The organism is Christiangramia sp. LLG6405-1, assembly GCF_045055805.1.
GTDB lineage: Bacteria > Bacteroidota > Bacteroidia > Flavobacteriales > Flavobacteriaceae > Christiangramia.
In genome coordinates this window covers 2,705,349-2,726,591 of sequence record NZ_CP159330.1, presented here as the reverse complement: position 1 = coordinate 2,726,591, position 21,243 = coordinate 2,705,349, and the positions used below count along the sequence as shown (strand labels likewise).

The 21,243-nt window shown below is 35.7% G+C and carries 18 protein-coding genes; 7 read left to right on the top strand and 11 right to left on the bottom strand.

The features are described 5' to 3' along the window. Positions 1 to 5 precede the first annotated feature (5 nt). The gene (locus ABVM50_RS12510) at positions 6 to 1,589 is read left to right on the top strand and encodes a type IV secretory system conjugative DNA transfer family protein (RefSeq protein ID WP_405198869.1); all 1,584 of its coding nucleotides are present in this window, start codon (positions 6 to 8) and stop codon (positions 1,587 to 1,589) included. Between the two features lie 19 nt (positions 1,590 to 1,608). Here ABVM50_RS12510 and ABVM50_RS12505 read toward each other — a convergent pair whose 3' ends face one another. The 3 genes from ABVM50_RS12505 to ABVM50_RS12495 form a co-directional block, all read right to left on the bottom strand. Continuing rightward, the gene (locus ABVM50_RS12505) at positions 1,609 to 3,174 is read right to left on the bottom strand and encodes a UvrD-helicase domain-containing protein (protein ID WP_405198868.1); all 1,566 of its coding nucleotides are present in this window, start codon (positions 3,172 to 3,174) and stop codon (positions 1,609 to 1,611) included. Positions 3,175 to 3,179: 5 nt separating this feature from the next. Then, entirely contained in the window at positions 3,180 to 5,060 is a 1,881-nt protein-coding gene (locus ABVM50_RS12500; protein WP_405198867.1) for an ATP-dependent nuclease, read from the bottom strand. 72 nt (positions 5,061 to 5,132) lie between these two features. Further along, the gene (locus tag ABVM50_RS12495; protein WP_405198866.1) at positions 5,133 to 6,320 is read right to left on the bottom strand and encodes a nuclease-related domain-containing protein; all 1,188 of its coding nucleotides are present in this window, start codon (positions 6,318 to 6,320) and stop codon (positions 5,133 to 5,135) included. 139 nt (positions 6,321 to 6,459) lie between these two features. On the opposite strand from ABVM50_RS12495, the gene ABVM50_RS12490 reads away from it, so the two are divergent. Further along, on the top strand, positions 6,460 to 7,827 hold the full coding sequence (locus ABVM50_RS12490) for an RNA-binding domain-containing protein (protein WP_405198865.1): 1,368 nt from the start codon (positions 6,460 to 6,462) through the stop codon (positions 7,825 to 7,827). 24 nt (positions 7,828 to 7,851) lie between these two features. On the opposite strand, the gene ABVM50_RS12485 is transcribed toward ABVM50_RS12490, so the two are convergent. From ABVM50_RS12485 to ABVM50_RS12455, 7 genes are read right to left on the bottom strand one after another with little or no spacing between them, the layout of a single operon-like run. Next, positions 7,852 to 8,223, bottom strand: a complete 372-nt coding sequence (locus ABVM50_RS12485) for a hypothetical protein (protein WP_405198864.1) — start codon at positions 8,221 to 8,223, stop codon at positions 7,852 to 7,854. A gap of 7 nt (positions 8,224 to 8,230) precedes the next feature. Then, positions 8,231 to 9,070 (bottom strand): DUF4138 domain-containing protein, encoded by an 840-nt coding sequence (locus tag ABVM50_RS12480; RefSeq protein ID WP_405198863.1) that lies wholly within the window; start codon positions 9,068 to 9,070, stop codon positions 8,231 to 8,233. Positions 9,071 to 9,101: 31 nt separating this feature from the next. Next, a complete protein-coding gene (gene traM, locus ABVM50_RS12475) occupies positions 9,102 to 10,031 on the bottom strand; it encodes a conjugative transposon protein TraM (RefSeq protein WP_405198862.1) in 930 nt (309 codons plus the stop codon). After that, positions 10,012 to 10,635 carry a conjugal transfer protein TraK gene (locus tag ABVM50_RS12470; RefSeq protein ID WP_405198861.1) on the bottom strand — a complete coding sequence of 208 codons (624 nt, stop codon included), beginning with the start codon at positions 10,633 to 10,635 and terminating at the stop codon, positions 10,012 to 10,014. Before ABVM50_RS12470 ends, traM begins: the two co-directional genes overlap by 20 nt. An 11-nt stretch (positions 10,636 to 10,646) precedes the next feature. Further along, a complete protein-coding gene (locus ABVM50_RS12465; protein WP_405198860.1) occupies positions 10,647 to 11,489 on the bottom strand; it encodes a hypothetical protein in 843 nt (280 codons plus the stop codon). Between the two features lies 1 nt (position 11,490). Then, positions 11,491 to 12,066: a conjugal transfer protein gene (locus ABVM50_RS12460; protein WP_405198859.1), complete on the bottom strand. Its 576-nt coding sequence runs from the start codon at positions 12,064 to 12,066 to the stop codon at positions 11,491 to 11,493. A 4-nt stretch (positions 12,067 to 12,070) separates the two neighbouring features. Then, positions 12,071 to 14,473 (bottom strand): TraG family conjugative transposon ATPase, encoded by a 2,403-nt coding sequence (locus ABVM50_RS12455; RefSeq protein ID WP_405198858.1) that lies wholly within the window; start codon positions 14,471 to 14,473, stop codon positions 12,071 to 12,073. A 71-nt stretch (positions 14,474 to 14,544) separates the two neighbouring features. On the opposite strand from ABVM50_RS12455, the gene ABVM50_RS12450 reads away from it, so the two are divergent. Beyond that, complete coding sequence (locus ABVM50_RS12450) at positions 14,545 to 14,727, top strand: hypothetical protein (RefSeq protein ID WP_405198857.1); 183 nt, start codon at positions 14,545 to 14,547, stop codon at positions 14,725 to 14,727. Positions 14,728 to 14,746: 19 nt separating this feature from the next. On the opposite strand, the gene ABVM50_RS12445 is transcribed toward ABVM50_RS12450, so the two are convergent. Further along, positions 14,747 to 15,034, bottom strand: coding sequence for a hypothetical protein (locus ABVM50_RS12445; RefSeq protein WP_026914603.1), 288 nt, complete (start codon positions 15,032 to 15,034; stop codon positions 14,747 to 14,749). 190 nt (positions 15,035 to 15,224) lie between these two features. Here ABVM50_RS12445 and ABVM50_RS12440 point away from each other — a divergent pair, with 190 nt between their 5' ends. From ABVM50_RS12440 to ABVM50_RS12425, 4 genes are all read left to right on the top strand, one after another. Next, positions 15,225 to 15,860, top strand: a complete 636-nt coding sequence (locus ABVM50_RS12440; RefSeq protein WP_405198856.1) for an N-acetylmuramoyl-L-alanine amidase — start codon at positions 15,225 to 15,227, stop codon at positions 15,858 to 15,860. A 164-nt stretch (positions 15,861 to 16,024) separates the two neighbouring features. Then, the gene (locus ABVM50_RS12435) at positions 16,025 to 17,347 is read left to right on the top strand and encodes a hypothetical protein (RefSeq protein WP_405198855.1); all 1,323 of its coding nucleotides are present in this window, start codon (positions 16,025 to 16,027) and stop codon (positions 17,345 to 17,347) included. Next, positions 17,320 to 17,967, top strand: a complete 648-nt coding sequence (locus tag ABVM50_RS12430) for a condensin complex protein MksE (RefSeq protein ID WP_405198854.1) — start codon at positions 17,320 to 17,322, stop codon at positions 17,965 to 17,967. The genes ABVM50_RS12435 and ABVM50_RS12430 overlap by 28 nt, the downstream gene beginning before the upstream one ends. Beyond that, the gene (locus ABVM50_RS12425) at positions 17,964 to 21,215 is read left to right on the top strand and encodes a DNA repair protein Rad50 (RefSeq protein ID WP_405198853.1); all 3,252 of its coding nucleotides are present in this window, start codon (positions 17,964 to 17,966) and stop codon (positions 21,213 to 21,215) included. Before ABVM50_RS12430 ends, ABVM50_RS12425 begins: the two co-directional genes overlap by 4 nt. Positions 21,216 to 21,243: the final 28 nt, after the last annotated feature.

Below are 21,243 nucleotides of genomic sequence, written 5' to 3'. Positions count from 1 at the left end.
AAGTTATGGAAGAATTCAGCATCATAAAAATCGTATCAATAATCGCCTCAAGCAGTTTGCTTTTCTATGGATTATACCGTGTATCCAGATATGCCTTTTGGATCAATACTTTACTGCTTTCAGGGTTTCTGGTCTATTTCTTTTACCCGGAACAGCTAATTGAAAAAGTACTATATATAGGCTGTCCGTTATTATTAATCAATACGGTTTTCTATGTTTTTTGCCATTCCACTGAAAATAAAGATAAGATTGCCAGGATGTACCAGGTAAATTTTAAAACCAGTGGGAAAGACTTTAAAATTGGAAATATCAAACGCGGTGCCTCCATCATCGGTTCTGCCGGTAGTGGGAAAACGGAAAGTGTGGTTTATAGTTTTTTAAAACATTTTCAGCAGTACAATTTCTGTGGGGTGATCCATGATTATAAGGATTTTGAACTTACCGAGATGGCCTATCCGCTTTTTAGGAATTTGGATGTTCCTTTTAAAATAATCTCCTTTGATAAGATCATCCACCGCGTCAATCCAATTGCTCCACGTTATATGGAAAATGAAGAGAGCGTCAATGAAATTTCCAGAGTCCTCATTGAAAATCTATTAGAGCAAAAAGAAACCGGCACCAGCGGAACCACAAAATTCTTTAATGATGCTGCAGAAGGTTTAATAGGAGGGATGATCTGGAAATTGAAAACATCCTATCCACAGTACTGCACCTTACCCCATTTAATAGCGATATATCAATTTCTGGATACAGAGAGCCTTATAGCTTTTCTGGACTCGAACAGAACGTCCAGAGCGATGGCAGATGCCTTTATTAGCGGTAAAGATTCAGAAAGACAGACAGCAGGAGTAAAGAGTACCCTGGCCAATGCCTTAAAACGGATCAGTACCCAAAGTATTTTTATGGCGCTGTCTGCAGATGACGTTCCTCTAAACATAAATAACCCCGAAAACCCAGCGGTGATTTCGGTAGTGAACAATCCAAAATTTGAATCCTCGTATTCTCCGGTAATAGCTGCCATTATCCATACCATAACCAAGCAAATGAGTGTACGTAATTCAAATCCATCCTTCCTGCTAATGGAGGAAGCACCCACCATACGATTATTGAATATGCACCGAATTCCAGCTACTTTAAGAAGTTATGATATTGCCACCATTTATGTGATGCAGGATAAGATCCAGAACGATATGATGTATGGTGATAAAGCAAGTAAAGCAATACTAAGCAATCTGTCTTATCAGTTCTTTGGGAAAGTAAATGACCCGGATACCGCCAAGTATTACGAACGCTTTTTTGAGATTATTAAAGATCCGACCAAGAGCGTGAGCAGTGGCCACAATCTAAATTTTGATACACGAGTCATTACCGGGGAAAATGAAATTCCTAAAATTAGGGCCGATGTATTTTTTAGATTGAAGCAGGGTGAGTTTATTACCTATGCAGATGGGAAGGATAATAAAATACAGTTTAAATTACAGAAGATTCAACGAGAGCTTTCTGAAAAAAACCTAGTGTTCTCCCAGGCTGATTTAGAAGTTAATTTTGATAGGATTTATGAGGAGGCGAAGTCGATTTTTCAGAATTAAATATGCATTATTAGCAGCCTTAAATTAAACTGGGAAACTTAAGAGTTGGGGAATCTAATTCAACCCCTAAATTATTAAGTTTTTCTTTTGTGTTATCTGAGATTGGTTCTAAACAAGCTATACATAGCACTTTTCTTGCCCTACTGAAAGCTACATAGCCCAATCTTGGATAGTCACTTGTGCCTCTGTCCGAATGTGCATCTCTGGTTGCAGTATTAGTTTCTAACCAAAGATTAAGTTCTGCTTCATTTTTAGCAACAGCGAGTATAGCATCTAATTCAAGACCCTTAAATCTATGAATGTTTGAAACCATTATAGCTTTTGCATCGGTGTTAGAAACGATGATTTGCCTGAGGTTATCCAATTTAAAAGGTATATTGTTTTCGATAGTAAGATCAAACTCATCTTTAACGAAAGCAGCAAAAGTGTTTTCGTTGGTTATAATTTCTGCACGGATGGCTCTTATTATTTGAACCGCCATTATTCTTAGGTCAAAAGGTGTAAGTCCTTGCTCATCACAAAATGTAGCTTGGTTAGTTCCCAAGGATGATAATAAGGTGTCCTTTATTTCTGAAACCGCCGAAATCTTAGCAGATTTATCTGGAGCAAGAACATTCCCATTCAAAGCAGCAATTGCCTTTTTGATTACTTCGTTCTTTTTAGCAATTATGCCTCGCTCTTTATGCGAAATGTTTTCGTTTTCACATCGAGCAAAGAATTCTGGAAGCATTGCAGTTATATTTTGGGTCGCACTTATAAATTTGACAGGTGTACCAGGTATCTCGTTATGACATTGTTGCTCAAATGTATTGTCCTCGTAAACACGTTTGCTAAAATTATTCAAGAAAGTTACAATCGTATTTACTGAGCGTCTATTGCTTTTATTTAATACGGTCTCATATTGGTTCATTCTTGAAGCTTTGAGAATTGGGATATTTTGGAAGTCCCTAATTGAAGAGTCAAAGCTTTGAATATATTGTTCTGGGTCGCCAACGCAATAAATTACTGTCTTTTTTTCCTTTCTAAGAGACTCTATTATTGAAAACATTTTATTACCAGTATCTTGAAATTCGTCCACGTACAAATATTGTATTCTGTTAGCCAACATTTCCTTTATTCTCTGGTTCGTGATGGCTCTTTCAGCTAAATTGAGGGTCTGGTCATAGGTAATGTATCCACTTTTGTGTAAGGACGTGGTTAATCTACTTTTAATATAATTTTTAGCTTTATAGTCTGGTGTTTCACCACTATTATCAAACATCCTTTTTAAAACATCATCAGTTCCACATTGAATAAATAGTTTTTCGCCATTTACATTTTCGTTATGTAAACTTGAATATGGAATCACTATAAATCTATTCAAGAAGGAATGTATGGTTCCAATAAACAAATTTGGTGGTATGGCTATTCTTTTACCGAGCCGTTTTTTTATGTTTTTTGTTGCCGAATTGGTATAGGTAACAACTATCATATAGCGATGTCGTTCCAAGGTTTTAAGGGCGTTAATTATTTCGTCTACCATTCCGTGAGTTTTTCCAGCCCCAGGACCAGCGATAACAAGTTTTGGCTTACTTATATTTCCCATATTTATTACATCAAGGGGTCTAAAAATTTAATGCCGTCTTCAATGTATTTTGGTATTGTAAAACCGCTATGGTCATCGGATAACGATAGTGAAAGTTGCAAAGCAAATTCGCTTTTGTAGTTTTCAATCAAGGAAAAATAGTCTTCGATATCAATATCATTTGTACCTAATTCTTCTACATATTTTTTCCCAGCGTTAGGTCGCACCAGTTCAACAACATTGCACAAAATGGTTTTACCGCTTCCAGATTTATTGCAGTCAATTAAATCTTTTTCAAATGTAGATAACTCAGAAATTTGAACATCAACTTCATCTACAGCATCATATTTGTCTTTAAGTTCTTGAGCTCTATGCTCTGTTTGTGTTCCAATATCGCTATCAGTTAAAACTAAGCACCTTGTGTGAAAACCGTTTACGATTATTTGTATAAAATTTTTGAAGGCAAGGCCATTAACATTAACCACAGCAGTTGCAGATTGGTCAATAGTTTCGCCAGTTTGGATTTTATAGAATATAGGAAATAGAAGTTTTTCAGAAATCCCTTCCACCAATGCCAATCGTCTTGAATAAAACAAATTGACATTCTCACTATCGAGATATTTTTTGAGATAGTTAACCTGTCTATTTTCTTCGGCAGTTGTTCCAAAACCTTCCAATATATAATGAGGTTGTACGATACCGTTTTTATAATGAAGCACCACAGTATTTTCGAAATCTATTTTGGTGGTAATATGGTTAGAATGTGAAGTTAGAATGAGCTGTATATCCTTTCTGTAAGTACCATCCTCTTTTTTTATAAGCCCTTCAAGATTAGAGGCTAAATGATTTTGAAGATTTGCGTGAAGATGTGCTTCTGGCTCTTCAAGTCCGACAATTCTGAAAAAAGTGGACTGCATTCGCTCTGGATCTTCTATAAAAGAGAGCATTAATGAAATGAAAAGAAGATTATTTCGTCCAGTTCCATTACGTTCAATTTTTATGGGATTATCGTTGTAAATTAGGCTCAATTTCCTCAATAAGTCCGATACATTTGGTAGAGAGAATATAAGGTCTACAACATTATTGGATGTATCGGTACTCAATGAAATTTTATCAAGTTGCTCTGAAATCCGCGTCTTTATTCCTGAAATAGCTACATTGCCTTCAATTGCTCGCTGAAGACCTACTAACTGTTTTTTTAAATCTTGATAATCGGTTTCTTCATTTGCATTAAGTACCCTAAAAAGTAATCCATTATTCCTACTTGCGGAAAGTTCTGATTTGGCATCTCTGAGTGCATCCAATAGCTCAAACTTAAGTTGGTTTAAGTGATAGGCATTCGCTACGCTCTCATTTTGATTTCCACCGTGTATACGATAATGGTACTTTGAAATGGGAAAATTTATCAGATTCAGAATTTCGCTTTCGGGTATTTTATTAAATTCCTCAGGCCCTAATTCATTTTCGTAGTCTTGAAGAAACTGCCTTTGTTGGGTTATTTCTTCAATTGTGTCAAAAGATGATATTGGTGCAAACGTATAGGTAAGAGTAGCTTCTGTAAATTCAGAATTACTCATCCAGTCAGTTACAACAGCTTCTTGTTTTAGATCCCAATCCTTAAGAGTTGCTTTTATTGTAATTTTTGGATAGGAAATATCCTTTGGCCCTATAGAAGTATCAAGGATTTCTTTTTTAAGTTTCAGAATAGTCTCGTAATTAAAGTCTGAGACCTCTAACATACGCCTTTTGAAAAAAGACACTTCTTGGCTGAATATTAAGCCCAAAGAGTCTAAAAGATTGGATTTTCCGATGTTATTTTCACCAATAATTTGCGTTACTGGTTTTAGTTTTAAAGTAAAGTTTTTAAAATTCCTATAATTTATTACTTCAAGTTGTGATACATACATATGGTAGTCGAAAGGTTGGTTTTAGGTTATAAAATTAACAAGGTTAATCCTGCATAAAAAGAAGAATAACTATTAAAGTCCAAATCCTTTGAAATCTTCTTTCCTGTAAGTCTTACTATGTGAGATAGTTGGTTTTTTAAAATAACCTAATTCGTTTTGAACTTCCTTGGCACTTGCTATGAATTCTTCACTCATTTCCGGAATATAGTGAGCGCAAATATCATAAACATCTTGTCCATTGCCATTATTCCCAAAACCAATACCTATAACTTTCTCAACACTTGGATTTTCCATCCTGGCGACAATGCATCTAAGCTCTAACTCTTTTTCTTTGCCTTCCCAATTCTTGGAAGTTAAGGGCATAAATACGTAACAATGATTAGCGTCTTTCAGAGGTCTTAGCATTCTGGCACTCGACTTTCTTTGAATAGCATTATCCAAAATACCACCTAATTCTATTCTATTTATACGAGATTCTTGATTGATAACTCTTATGGCTTCCTCTAACTCATTTCTGTGTTCATCAGTAGTTTCTTTGGTAATATGGTAATTATGTAATTGTGCGATCATATAATCCCAAATATAGCTTTGAGGCAAGAGATTTTGCCATTCTGCATATTCTTCAGACTCTATGTAAGAATTCCACAGCCCACCGTCAGATACTATCGAGTCCACTTTTTCATCTACATCGAGAGCAGTTTGGATATAAAAAGCAAGAAAATCAGATTCTTTGGGCATAGAGAAATATTTTCCTTTTAGAAACTGCACTTTGTCTGTAAGATACTTTGTGAAATCTGTAATGGTGTCAAGTTCGTTCAACAGTATTGAGGTCGATTCTTCATCAAAAACGTGAACAAAGCCTTGACTAAAATCGCCATACGGTAAAGGGAATGTGTTGTCGCTTCCAAAAGCAATCGCAATTCTAAATATTATCCTTTCGTCTTTTGGTGGTAGGGATATTTTGTTCGCTCTATTTTTGGCATAAACTTCATCCGCAGTTTTAAGAAAGCGTTCAGCACCATAAATTTGTTTTGCAGAATCTTCAATAGCTTTTTTTACCCAACGCTCATATCTAACATTTTCATCAGAGTGGTTTGACATTCTAATATCCTTTACGGAAATGATTAAAATATAATTACCGCAAACAACCAAAACATCACATAATTCTTTATTCTTTTTACCTACAGGATTTGGAAAGTTCCAAAAGGGAAGGAAAGATTTTTGGCACAAATTGGCAACATAGCGTTCTGAAGGTGTCATTAAATAAAGTGGATGTTAAACAGATTATTATAAGAAAAAATAAATATAATTTATAAATGCTATATACTTTATGATAAGAAGCAAAACATATCCTCACAATTTAATATCATTATCTTTACTGTCCGATTTTATTTAAACAATGACCGAAACAAACCGCATAGAATACAAACGAGAACTGTCCGATGGACTTGAAAAAGAGGTCATTGCTTTTTTAAACTACCGTGAAGGTGGCATTATTTATATTGGTATTGATAAGGAAGGAAACACTTACGGTCTGGCTGATGCGGATGGCGACCAATTAAAAATTAAGGACAGGTTGAAGAACAATATTCGTCCTTCAGCTTTGGGTCTGTTTGATATTTTAAGTGAAGAACGATATGGTAAGAATATCCTGAAAATCATTGTGGCGAGTGGTCCCGAAAAACCCTATCATCTCAAAAAATATGGAATGAGCGAAAAGGGTTGTTTTATCCGCTTAGGTTCAGCAGCTGAACCGATGCCACAAAAAATGATAGACGAGCTGTTTGCCAAACGTACCCGAAATTCCATCAGCAAGATTGAAGCCGGTCGGCAGGATTTAAGCTTCGGACAGCTGAAAATCTACTACGAAGAATCAGGACATACCCTCGGTAAAGCTTTTGCAAAGAACTTGGAACTATTGACCGAAGATGGCGCATTCAATTACGCTGGCTATCTTTTGGCAGATAAGAACAATACTTCTATTAAAGTAGCCAAGTATTCGGGCAAAACCCGAACAGACTTGATAGAAAGCAACGAGTATGGTCACGAATGCCTTGTGAAAGCCACCAAGCAAGTGATTGATAAAATTGCGGTTGAAAACAGAACCAACACAAAAATAACCTCCAAAGAAAGACAGCAAGCCAACCTTTGGAATCCCATCGCATTGCGCGAGGCCATTATCAATGCCTTTGTGCATAACGATTATACCAATGAAATTACCCCAAAGTTTGAAATCTTTGCGGATAGAATTGAAATCACATCGGCAGGCGGTCTTCCGGAAGGATTGAGCAAACAGGAATTTTTCGAGGGCTTTTCAGTTCCACGGAATAAAGAACTGATGCGGATTTTTAAGGATTTGGAACTCGTGGAACAATTGGGTTCTGGCATCCCTCGTATTTTGGAACACTATGGAAAAGAGAGTTTTGGCTTTTCGGATAACTTCCTTAGAATGACTTTTACTGCTAAAGAAACTGCTGTTGAAGAAGGTGGTCAAATAGGTGGTGTAATAGGTGGTCTAAAAGGTGGTCAAATAGGTGGTCAAAAGGATGATGAAATTGATGATATTAAAGAATTGACACATAGACAAAAGGAAGTTCTAAAACTAATTGCTTCAGATAACCGAATAAGCCGTTCAGGAATTGCAGAGGTTTTACACATAAATGAATCTGCAATCCAAAAGCATCTAAACAATTTGAAGGATGCTGGCTTTATAGAGCGTGTAGGTGGTACGCGAGGTTATTGGGAAATAAATCTCGATAAGAACTGATAAAGCTTAAAATGAAAGTCCTTTTTAAAAAGGCGATTTATCCTTTGAGCCTCTCGCATCCGCCAACCATTTGCCATTTTGCTGGACCAGTTTAAAAACACCAGGCGTTTTATCATAAGCTGTGGTATATTTTACCCAAGCCACGTCACCCATAATCGTATCCTGCAAAACAGTAAAGTTGGAATCATCCTTTACCGTAGCATTAAACATATTTAAAGTATTCATATAGTTAGAATATGCCTGTGGTGTTGAGTTAGCTTTTAAAGTCTCTTCATCTTTTTCATAAAAACTTTCAATAACAATTTGGGCTGTGGCACTTGGTCCCGAGATTTTAGTTTCGGAATCAGCACAAGAAAGGAACAGCACTATGAGCGAGAAAACAACAAATTTTTTCATAACAGTATTAATTTGGGTTATTAATATATCTATGCGATAGTTTCATTTCTATGTTCCGTTCGCCATCCTTTTCGTTCAATTCCAAAATTGCCCTACGGTCATCGGATAATGAAAATTTGGGCAACACATAAACAAAGCGAGCCGTTTTATTTTCCTTAATCTTAGACGGTAGATTATATTTATATATCGGTTCTTGATAAAGTCGTTGCAACGATTTTCTTTTCCCTTTTTGCCGAGTTTCAATCGACAGGTTCAAGAAATTCAAATCGTAATCTAACGAAGAATTATTTTCAATCTCGATAACGAAATAGAGTTCATCCTTATCAAAAACAATGTTCTTTACGGTCAAGATAATACCTTCGCTTCGTTTCTTGATTCGCCCTATGCGCTGTTTTCTATTGAGAAGATATGAGCAGAATTTTTGGTAATAATAGGTGCTGTTATCTACAAGTTCTTCAGAAGATTCAACAAGAACCGAATCGGTTACAATCGGTTTTTCATTACCGATACTACTTGATAGCGGAATGAAATAATTGAGCTTAGAAAGCTGTTTTTTATACCTTACAATATACGAAAAAACTGAACCATTTCTATTGACTACCAGTAGATTACTTTCCTTCCCAGGCTTTGCTTGAAGAAGTCCGAAATACTGCTCTTTTTCACGGTTGTAGGTAAATACAAAATTGTCCGAACCCGTTATGCCTTGCCGAATGGGTTCTGGAAAGAAAAGCGCAACATTTTTGGTATCGTTTGCATAAATGGTGTCGAGTGAATGAGTGGTTTGTGCTTTTACTTTTGCGAAAGCGGAAATAAACACAAGGACTATTATTATAATTGAATTTTTCATAAGAGTGAAATTTTAATTGCCCATTATGGGTTCATAACTTGGTTTTTAGAATGAGTTTATAATTGTTCAGTACGGTTACTTTAACATTGCGGTTGCTACTCCTAAGCACCTTTGTTACGCCGCCTACCTGCGGAACGGTAGGGATATTGATGTCGCCAATAATATCATCCAACACTTCAGTAGTAGCTTCTGCTCTAAAATTGTTCTGTACGTAGATACCTTCGCTTCCATCAGATAAATCAAAAGCTTTAAGTTTAGTGGAATGATGCTTTATGTTTTCAATTTCAATGAGCGCACGATTTGGCTGAAAACTGATAAATCCGAATACAGGTGTATTCTTGGGCATTTCCTTACCATTGATTGTAGCAGTTTTGGTCAGGCGCATTCGCAATCTGGTATTCGCTTTTACGACTTGGTCGCCATCTACCACCACGTAAATAGTTTTATCTGTATTGCCCATGATGGATACCTCATTGGGTTTAGGCGAAACAGCGAAGAACAGTTGATGTTCCAAGCCCAATTCTTTCACTTGGATTTTTTGTTCCCGTTTTACTTCAGCAGAATCAATTTTTGACACCGCTTTATGAACAGTTCTTTTCTTTCCCAAATTTTGGTATCGCTTTTCTGAGTATTGAATCTTTCCAGCTTCATAAATGCTATCTACGATACGCTCTTTTTCGCGTTCCGGAAGGTCTGGGTCGTAAAACCCCAAGGAATCAATCAGTTTTTCATCATAGATGCTGGGTGCATTGTTTTCACGAACTTTCCTCAAATCGTTAATCGCATCCAGTTTGGAATCGTACTCTTTTTGGTCTTCTTCCAAATCTGGCACCAAGGTCTGTTTAAGGTTTTCAGTTTCACTTTCATCATCGCCCATTAACATTACGGAATAAAAAATGATGAATATGACAATCACGGCCAATACTGCTGCAAATACTATTTTATTCTTTTCTACTTTCATCGTTTAGTTTTTTTAAGGTGTTCTCGAAATAGTTGGTAATCAATAATCCGTGCGGATTGTTGGGGAAGTTTCTGTCAACCGTAATCAAGTTTCCGGTGGAAACCAACTCATAGGTGTCGATGATTGAACCTCTATTGATTTCAAAAATGGTGGTTGTTGTAAAACTATACGAGCCATTATTTTCAGATATTCGTGAATCGATGCTCAGTACTTTTTGAACTAAGGAATACTGAAGCAACCTGTTGTAAACACCATCCGCTTTTTTCTGGCGGTAGAGATTGTCCACGGAACTATTGCCCAACCACAATGCCTTTTCCAAATTGCGTTCAAAATTACTCGCATCTATGTTATAGAAGAAGCTATGGAACAGATCCAAATGTGCTAAAGCTTCAACCCGAAAATTTTCCTTTTGGGTTACGAGCTTCAGCGGAATTATACTGCCATCGGTGTTGATAGCAAAGGCACTATTAAGGGCTTTTTGATTGGTGTTGAATACCATCCAAACCGAAAATGTGCAGGATAGTAAGGCGCAGACAACCACTGCCAAAACGATAAACCGATTCAACTTTAGGACGCTGTAAATGTTCTTGTAAGGTGTTTTCATTCTGAATATATTTAGTTGGTAAATAGTCTTAGCGTAAATGACGTGGCACGTTTATATAGGGTGAATTTCAAGAAAACAATAAAACCTACTGATCCCAACTGAACTACAGGTGCAAAAAAGCCCTGGCCAACCTCTGTCCCAAAAAGGTTGACCCAAAAATTGGTGTTGATTTCCGTATATATGGCATTGATAAATATATTGACCAGAAAGAAAGCTGGCACGAGCATAAACACCGCTGCATATAGTTTGAAGAACGTATAGGCGAGCGAACGAAACTTTTCAAAAACAGCAAGGCTAATGACCAAAGGAAAAAATGCTTGCATTATTCCTAAAAGGAAGAAGCGCTCTGCTAAGAATAGCGGGTAGATGAACAAATCCAATATCCAAAGTATGGTAGTTAAGATAAATGCCAATATTTTAAAACCGTATAAAGGTGTAACCAGGGCTTCATATAAAAGTGTCATCGCTGAACTTGCGGCATCAAACAAACTTACGTCTTCCTCTAAAGGAATATCCTGCATTTGCAAAGGCAATAATGCTGGTGCTGTTCCTCGATATTGTTCTTCAATGGCGACCAATATGCCATCAAAAAATCCCAATACCTGAGTTGAGAATATGACCAAGATGACAATGGTAAAATTCTTGACCAATTCACCAGGACTCAATCCCCAAGTGTAACCGTCCTTCTCTGCAACGCCTTCGTTATACTTTTTAAGAATGTTGACCAAAAAGAACAAGACAGCGAGCGTTTTCATTCCCGCAATTGTGTATTGCGAAAAATTGCTAGCCTGTATGGTCTGGAAAACGGTATCGATATATTCCAGTCCGATTCCTAAAAGAATGGTCGCGGTCATTTTAATAGAATGTTTCTCGGTTATTGACTTTATCTTGCATCTTTCTGAAAGAAATAATGTCTCGATAGCGCTTTGTTTTTGTAGTTATGTTGGAAACCATCTGCTTTGATTCTAGCTCCTTTGCTTTTAAAATTTCAGCACGTTCTGCATCACTCATTTTGAGATAATCGCTGGACAGGACTTCATCAATAAAATCTACCGTGTCCAATGAGTTTTGAACAATAGCATCAAAAGATTTTACAATCCTTGAAACTTCCTCTGGTTTGATGTAGGGCGAGTTGAGTATGTCCTGTACATCGTTCTGCATTACGTTGATAAGGCGCTGATTGTTTTGTCCAATTTCCTCAACTGCTCTAAGCTGTTGTACCACACTTGATACTTTCTCAATGCTCTCCTTTGCATCTTTTAAGAACTTTACAGACTTAATCATTTGAGCTGTCTGTTTACCTGATTCTACAAGTTGCTTTACCAAGCTGATAAAATTGGTATTGTCATAAGTGGGCATTCCCTGACACGCAGCGCGTGTGGGCAATAAAAAGATGAATGCCGTTGCGATAATTAAGATTTTTGTCTTCATAATATTATGTTTTAGATGCAAATTGAATTATTGCTTTTTGCATATCCTGATGCTCTTTGTAGAGCTTCTTTATTTCCTCATTTTCTTGTCCATCGGTCAAGTAAGCTGCGTATACTTCCTTCGGAACTTCCAGCCGGAAGATGTTACTTTCTCTGCCAATTTTGATAAACATTTCGGTGTACTTCCGTGGACCGGAAAGATTGTTCTTAATTGATTTTAATTGGTTCAAATCGTGGCTGGATAGATTGAGACGTTTGACCAATTCGTCATAGCCTTTTTCATTGTTCAGGCTATAAATGACCTGCGTGTTTTCAAGAATACTTGCAGAAGTTGAATTGTTGGGCAGCTGATTTATCGACTGAAGAATAATCCCAATCGCACCATTTTGTTTTCGGATGGCTTGATAGTAGAATTCTACACTTTCCAGTACATTTTCAAACTTTAGTTGTTTGGCAAACTCATCAAACAGGATGATACCCTTTTCGGCTCTGTTTTTCCAAATGGTTCTTTGGATAGCTGACTTAATCAGTTTTAACATTACAGACAGGATTTCCTTATTGTCCTTCACTTCATCCAGTTCAAAAACAATCAAACGCTTGTCCTCAATTTTATAGGTCTGGTCTTCGCTCACTTCAAAAAGAAAACTATATAGACCATCGCCGACATATTCTGACATTACGTGCAAGAAGCTCGTCACATTGAAATAATCGGGATGGATTTTTAAGGTATCCAGAAGGTCTTCTTGATTCCTTTCTATAAAGTTGTAGAAACCATCCAACGAATGATTTTCTGAAGTGCTATCGTAATAATGCCGAAGTATCTTTTTAACCGATACTGATTGTGCTTTGGTCACTTTTAAATCTGAAGCAAACAGCTCGAATAGAAAAACAGATAGGTCTTCCAATCGTTCAGGTGTGAGGTCATTTGCATCACTTATATAAAATGGATTGATACCCAAGTTCTTTCCACTTTCATAGCGAAGCACCGTGTATTTTTCAGGATAGAGTTTGGCAAACTTGGTGTATGAGCCACCCAAGTCTATAATTACCAAGCGTACACCACTTTCAAAGTATTGGCGCAGAATGTTATTGGCCAAAAAAGATTTTCCTTCGCCTGTTGGTGCAAAAATGGCAAAGTTTCTTGCCTTGATGCGTTTCTTCTTTTCATCCCAAACATCTTTTAGAACAGGAATGTTATGCTCACGGTCATTAAATATGATTCCGGTGTTATCACTTTTGTAATTGGTATTATTGATAAACAAGCAAAGTGCGTGTTTCAAATCGGTTACATATAAATCGTTGTTTGAAAAATTTGACGAAAAACAGCAATAACTATTTAGAATATAGTTTTTCCGTTCTTCGCCTCGTGGGTTATACGGGATGATGTCCAATTCCTTAAATTCGGTCTTGATTTTTGAAGTTATTTTATCGAGTTCTTTGGCTTCCTTCGCCCAATAAACAATGTTGAGATGACCACGAATGATTCTGGCATTGTCATCGGCATTGATTTGGTCAAGGATGTGCTGTATTTTACCAAGCACCACTTTATTCTGTGAACCGAAGTTGGAACTTTTGTTCAGTTCCTCAATCTTCTTATCGAGCAGCTTACGCCACTTCTGTTTATCATCCAGATAAAGGATTTGATTGACAATGTGGTTTTCGTTTAGCGTAAGCCCTAAGCCATCAATAAACCCTTGATGAAATACAAAATCGTCAGAAGTGAATTTCTCATTGGTCTTGCTACTCTGTACACTTTCGCCAAAGCACAGTTCGCTGTTGACGGCCAGGGCATCAAAATGGTTTTCGCCAATATTGACGCTTTTCTTATCAAGTAAAATATCGGTGTCGTAGCCTTCATTGAAGCCATTGAAGTAGGCACTTGTTAGTTGCCGAATATCTTCCGCTTTAAGCGAAACAAAATCCATCTTTCGGCTGTTATTGATAAAGGAAACTGAATCACTTACCGAGTTCGTGAAGCTCTTGATATTATCATCCAGTTCCTGTACGATTCCTTTTGAAACTTTCCTGAAGGGATTGACATATTTCGGATTGTTGAGCGCCTTATTTTTAGTCAAGATGAAGAATAAATAACAGCTGTGCTCAATATGCCCACGACCTTTAAAATGCTCGTGGGTTGCTTTTTCTAAAAACGTAGCATTGGGAAGTTGTTCTGAAGTATATGATTTCTTGAGGTAGATATCCTGCTTGTGAACCACAGTACCAACTGGCAACGACTTCAAAGCCTGAAACCAAGCACCGTGCATATCCTCAAAGTCCTTTTCAGATAGTGAATAGATTTCCGGTAGATTCCCTTTATAGCATAGGACAACGGTACCATTGTTGGCAAACACGATATTGTCCTGAATATCTGCGATAGGTTGATATGCTGAAATGTTAATCTTGTTCATAATCAAAGCCTGAGGTTTTTTTGTTACTTATTATTTTTGGGAAAACGTTTGCCATTTGAAAAATTTGTGGAATGTGTGTTATCCTCGTCAGCACCACAAATAAGGAAGCATTGAGTACCAATACTCCTATTATTATCCCAAAGCTGAAAGAAAAAATGATGATGAGCAACGAAGCCAAAATGGAAACCATCATCAGGGCAAACAGGGAAATGGACAGTCCAAAAATGACAGCCCGTTTCCGAATGTTTTTATAGACTTCGAACCGCTTCATCTTTAAACTACGATTCCTATTAAGTATGTGAAGATGCCGACTACTGCACCTGCAATTAGTACAAAGACCAGTATTCTTGTTATCCCTTTTTTGAGGTCCGCATTTTCGCCGAAGAAATGTCCTGCATTAAATAGGAAGCCAACCAAGAAGATGACACCCAATAAAATCGGAAAGATGGTCCTGATGGTATCACCAACATCGTTAACAGAATTTTCTATACCACCAATTTGAGCAAAAAGCGAAGTGGATAAGAGCGAAAGAATGGATGCTAAATAGTGTGATTTTTTCATAACGGAAAAATTTAGATTTTAAGTTCATTTTTCATTATTAGAAATTTACATATATTTGATTGTAAATAATTGAAAATCAAATAATTGTGAATAAAATATTCTTTGATATTGTTTGGTTTTCATTGTTATTATTTGACATCAAATTCTATGAAGTTTGAGATAGAAGTTGTTGATAACCCGAAAACTGAAAATGAAAAATCTGCTCAAAAACGTCAGTTTTACAATTTTACTCTTGAAAATGTGCTTCATTTTAGGACAGGAAATCGATGTTCAAAAGAGAATTGTAATTGATGTTGGACACGGTGGAAAAGATGCCGGTGCAATTGGCATAAATGGCATCCAAGAAAAGGATGTGGTTTTGTCGATTGCAAATGCCATTTTGAAGCTGAATAATGAATTGAAAAAGCCTTTGGATATTTATTTAACCAGGTATAGTGATACGCTCATCTCGCTATCGGAAAGAACTAAGCTGTCCAAAGCGTTGAAAGCTGATTTGTTTATTTCACTGCATTGTAATCATTCCGATAATCCGGATGTAAAAGGGATTGAAGTTTATGTAGCTAAGGCTATCTCTAAATACTCAGATGATGCTACTTGGCTTGCTTTTCAACTGCAAGATGACCTAAATAAGAATTTGGGTTTTGAAAGTAGAGGTGTGAAGTTTGCGAATTTTCAGGTGTTACGGGAAACCGTCAATTCTTGTTCTTCGATATTGGTAGAACTTGGATTTTTATCAAATAAAGATGAATCAGATTATTTGGCTAATTCAAAACAAAACAAAACGTTGGCATTTCTCATTATTAATTCATTTAAAAAAAGAAGATGAAAGAATTTTTTAAAGAGGTTATTTTTTGCATAAAATCAATTTTCCTTTTGCAGTATATCGAAATAAAGTCATTGTTTAACAAAAATGTAGATAACCGTAAATAAGAAAATCTCAATTAATTATATTTATAGGATTTTTCATCAAGATAAGACCTAATAATATAATTGAACGAAAACGATAAAATAAATTTTGATTTTGTAAAAGAGATTAAAGAACCTGGTGTTTACCAACTACTCTTCCCAAAGAAGGAAGTCGGGTTGGCAGTTATGGTTTTATTTGAGAAAATTAAAAACAAAACGTTACCCGACGGAAAGTTCGTCGAAAAAGACCTTCACAATGCTTTTGCCCAAATAAGTAAACCGAACGAAAGATATCCAAAAGAGATTTATAGCGAACATATAAAGGATCTACAGGAATATTTTGTAGACTACAATCAAGAAACTCAGAAATATTATTTTAAGGATTACGCGCATAGGTTCTATGCCTATGCAAAAGAGACGCTAAAGGGTAATTTTAGTCCAACCCGTATAGAAAAGATTTGTAGTCTTCTTACCGCTTCATTGAAACAAAGGGAATCCTTAGAGGATTTAAAGTTTTGGCTCAATTCTGAGTTCAAAAAATATGAGCCAGATCTTAGAGAACAAGTAGATTTTTTAGATAGGCAAATCATAGAATCTGTAAATAGGCTTAAAAATAATACCACTAATTCCGATAAGAAATTTATTGACATTTTACGAGAAGTAGAAAGTAATTTAGATAAAGCCCAAGAACAGAGTAGAGAATTAGCAGCAGCCTATTCTGAAACTAAAGTGATACGCTCAATTCTAGAAAAACGAGAAGATACAGATTCTGAAGCAGACGATTTAATTGCAGATGTTCACTTCTTTATCAAATATCTCAACGAAAGACTAGACTCTATTGATGGAAAACTCGATAGAATTCAGCCAAAGATCAGGCATTTGTTCTCTATTCTAAATAGACCTCAATTTAATAGTAAAATTGAAAAATTTCTACACTTCCTACTAGATAAAAGTACCGTGACCAGCAAAAAGGAAACCCTACTTCCAAAAGTGGTCGAAAATCCAATTTTACATATAGACACACCTAATTTTACCATAGTTGAGAGAGAAAGAGAATTATTCCCTTCTAAACCCAAAAAGAGAGTTCCCTATAAATCAAACGAAGTAAAGATTGAGGAAAACACACAAAGTATTTTAAAGGTGCTCACTCAACAGGATATGATTAGAAAATGGGAACAACACATCATTGCCGACATAGAATTAAGAGGTGGCATTGATTTGTCCGAAACATTTTTCAAGATAATGGAAGAAACCGATGATGGCCAGATAGCTGTAAGTGTAATCTACAGTTCAATACAGCAAGCACGTAAATCAAAAAGTATTGATTTTAAAATGAATAAAACCAAACAGACCAATAGCAAAATAGAGCATATAAGTTTATGGAAGATGAACATACAAAAGATATAAGGGTACAGTTTTTAGACCATCCTGACACGGAAGAATTATTTGCCTCTTTGGACTATATGTTGAAAGATGGCGTTCATTTTCAAAGGGAAGGAAGCCAAGCAAGATTCTACAATTACATCTATTCTAATATAGACAGCTTAAAAGCGTACTACCAATCTTTATTCAATGTTGAATTGGCTTTTGGTGCAACTGAAACAAGTGGATATTATTTTTTGGACTTTATAGGTAATACTAGAGGTCAAATAGACGCTGGACATAGATATCATATGAAGAGCGAACACGTTATTATCGGCTTCGTTATTTACAAGATTTTTTTCATAGACAATCAAATAGATGTGGTTTCTGTAAAAGACTTGCAAAAGAAGATTAGAACTGATTATGAAGATTTAAAACCAGGTATTTACAGATTGATTGCAAAATCGCGAAACACCAACCCTGGAAATTTAAATGATGATGCCATTGATTCAACTGTAGAATCAGCGCTTAGAGAATTCAAAAAAATAGGTTGGGTAACATTAAATGATGATGAGTTTGACCTATTGCCGGCTTTTGATAGATTGATTGCCATACACGAAGACCATTTAAATAATATAGACGAAACCCTAAATGAATTGAAATGAAAAGATACCCTAGAATAAAAAGATTATCCACTCTGGGCATCGTACATCATCAATCATTTGATTATGATTTCAACCCCTTTAGAACAGACTTTGTTGGCGAAGGTGGTTCTGGCAAGAGTATGATTGCAGATGTTCTACAACTCATTTTTGTCGGTACCGCTGCGTTTCACTCGCCTACCGATAGTAGTGAGCCAAGAAAGCCTAAAACAATGGTTTTAAGGACTGAGGGCAAAGGAACAGATATGGGTTACGCCTTTATCAATGTAGAGCTCAATAAAGAGGCATTTGTAATTATTGGTATTTATCTTGAAAGTACCGGAAGTTCGCGCTCTTTTATTATTCAACAAGGCGAGAATTTTGAACCAGAAGATGAATTGCTTCCATTTAATAAAGCTCTTAGTTTTTCGGATTTTCTGAAGGACAATACTATTCTACCAATAGAAGATTTAAAAGATTACATATTCGATACTAAAGGATATGTATGCGAATCTTGGACACGATTAGATAAGTTCCACAAGCTATTGTTTGAAAATTATATCATTCCGGTTGACTTATCCATTAACCAAGAGTCTTTAAAAAGCTATGCTAAAATTATTCAGGCTTTTTCTCGGGAATCATTGGACATCAAAAAAAGCGAGAAAATTCAAGAATTCCTCTTCGGAATTGATAAGGAAAAAGAGCTTAAGCTAGATTTTGATAAGGCTGTTGAAGAATTGAGTGGCGATATACGTCAGTTTGAATCTAATAGAGAAGAGATTGATTTGTTAACCCATAAGCAGACCGAACTACAAGAACTTCTTAGTCTAAAAAAGGATAGAGACGGGGCTCAAAGTGATTTTTTAAACACAAAATTTCACTACTTAAATCAGCAGTTTGAAAAGTCTAATGTGAAAATGGCACAAAGGCTACATTCATTTTTCAATAATCGAAACACTTTAATTTGGCTTAAAAGTTTTGCCGAAACTAAAGTTGAAGAACTGAAATTGAATATACCTGCTTTAGATGAAGAATTTGATGATGCTTCTGCAGTAAGAATGTTGTGGCAAGGAAAAAGCAATGACTTGAAAAAGTATTTTTCTTGGATGCAACACTTTGAAAAAACGGGTAAGAAACTGTCAGAACATTATCACAATTATCATAAAAATAAACAGGACATTGAGCGAATAGAAGAGTTTAAGTCACTTTTAAAAGATAATGGTATATACAGTTTCTTTGGAAAAAATGATAAACTTAACAAAGATTCATTGTTGGTTATAGCAGAAACTGTCAATACAATCGAGAGGTCTCTTGAAGAGAAAAAGAAACTAAAGGTCCTCAATAATCTAGATGATACTTCGTCACTTGCGCATTGGGCTTTAAATCTTAAAAGAAAATTGAGCCCTAAAGAGGAAAGTGTAGTACACAAATATCAAAATGATAATATTACCACTAAAGAACCTGTAAATGGCATAATGTCAAGGTACATTCCAGATCCAAATTTATTGATTGAAAACCTGCAAGTTACAAAAAATGAAGATGATGGATTTTGGTTGGATTTAGGTGGTGTTCGTGAGTATATTCCTTATGTACAAGAACCAATATTTGATACTGGCAACTCAGATAAAATAAAGGAATATTTTTCAAATCAAAAGGTAACTTTGGAGAATGATATCAAGGATTTAGAAAAAGAACTTAAGAATTGGGCAACTTTAAAAGGATTGCTAAATGAGCTGGAAAGCCCATCAGCGTACCTTTTGTCTTGGGAATTAAAAGATGCTAATTCTAAGTTCGATAAGCACGAGTTGTACGGGGAAACAGCAGATGCCATCAAGCGTTATTTAAAACTACTTGATGAAGACGAAAAGATAGATGAGGGATTCAAAAAGGCAAACAATATATACAAGAAAATAGACAAAAAACGTTCTGATAACTCTTCTATGATTAAGGGTATAGAAACAAGTCTAAAAACGATTTCAATTCCTGAAATCGATGATGATGTCAATCAATTAACCGCCAAGTATAATTATCAAGTAAAAGACACGGATGGTTTTGAGAGTTTAAAAACAACTCTTACCCAACAAGAGAATTTCTACGATGCTTTTGTTACAAAACTGCACAAAGAATCAAAGAATGAAATTGCTATTGAAGATTTAAAGCTTGAAGATGAAGCAATAGATGTCTTTAAAGCGGATTTGCAAAAATTAGTTGATGACCACCCAAAAACTACTTCAGAAACTAATGTAGATGACCAAGAAGTTACTGAGGAAATATTAAAGGAAAAAGATGCATTAAATGCAGAATGTCAAAAGCAATACAATTATAAATATGTTCTTGTTATAAAGGAATTTTTGAAAGAAAAAGCCAACCGCTATTTAGAAACAGATGATTTTAAACAGATATGCTCAGAAATTCTACCACCAGAGATTTTTTCCGAAAACGACTTAGAAGATGATGAAATCATCCCACGTATTAAAAATTTGCTTGACGACATAAACATTAAAAATAAAAAGCTCAATATTAGAAAGCTTCAAAAGTTAACGAGCATCGTTGATAAGGTCAATACTGAGGTAAGCGAACAGATATATTACTCAAAAAAGATTAGGGATTTCATCGATGCCGATGATAAGACGATTACCGGTGGTCACAGGGCAAAACTGTCCATAAATTTTGAAAATAGCTATCCTAGAGGTTGGATGGAAGACTTTATTGATAAAATACGCGAAGATATCAGAGTCTCTAGTGAGAATAATTTATTCACTGATTTACAAGGGGTCTCTAATGAATTGGAAAAATACACATCTCTAGAAGAGAAAATGCAGGAAGCTTTTTATAGGTGCGGTGGTTCTAGAAACTTAAAACCTAAAGTTTTAGAATTACTCAATCCAAAATCATATTATGGATTAAACTTTACCATTAAATCCTTCCACGGAAAAACTAACCCAGGAAGTACAAGTCAAACCTATGCAGCTATTGCCCTTTTGTGTATTGCTAGGCTGTCGTTAATTAATAGAGGTGCTAAAGAAAAAGTCAGGGATGGCATTAGGTTTATGCCTATTGACGAAGCAGCAGGACTAGGAAGTAACTTCGATATGCTTTACGACATAGCTAAGGCAAATGATTACCAGATTATTTCGTTATCAATCCAGCCATATAAGGTAGATATGTTGAACCAATATATCTATTTGCTTCATAATAACTTAGAAGAATCTGACAAGGTAAATTATGAGCCAGTTCCAATATTTGGTGATTTTGAGAACAATAGCAATTAATGTGTAAAACGCTAATATGTTTAAGTAA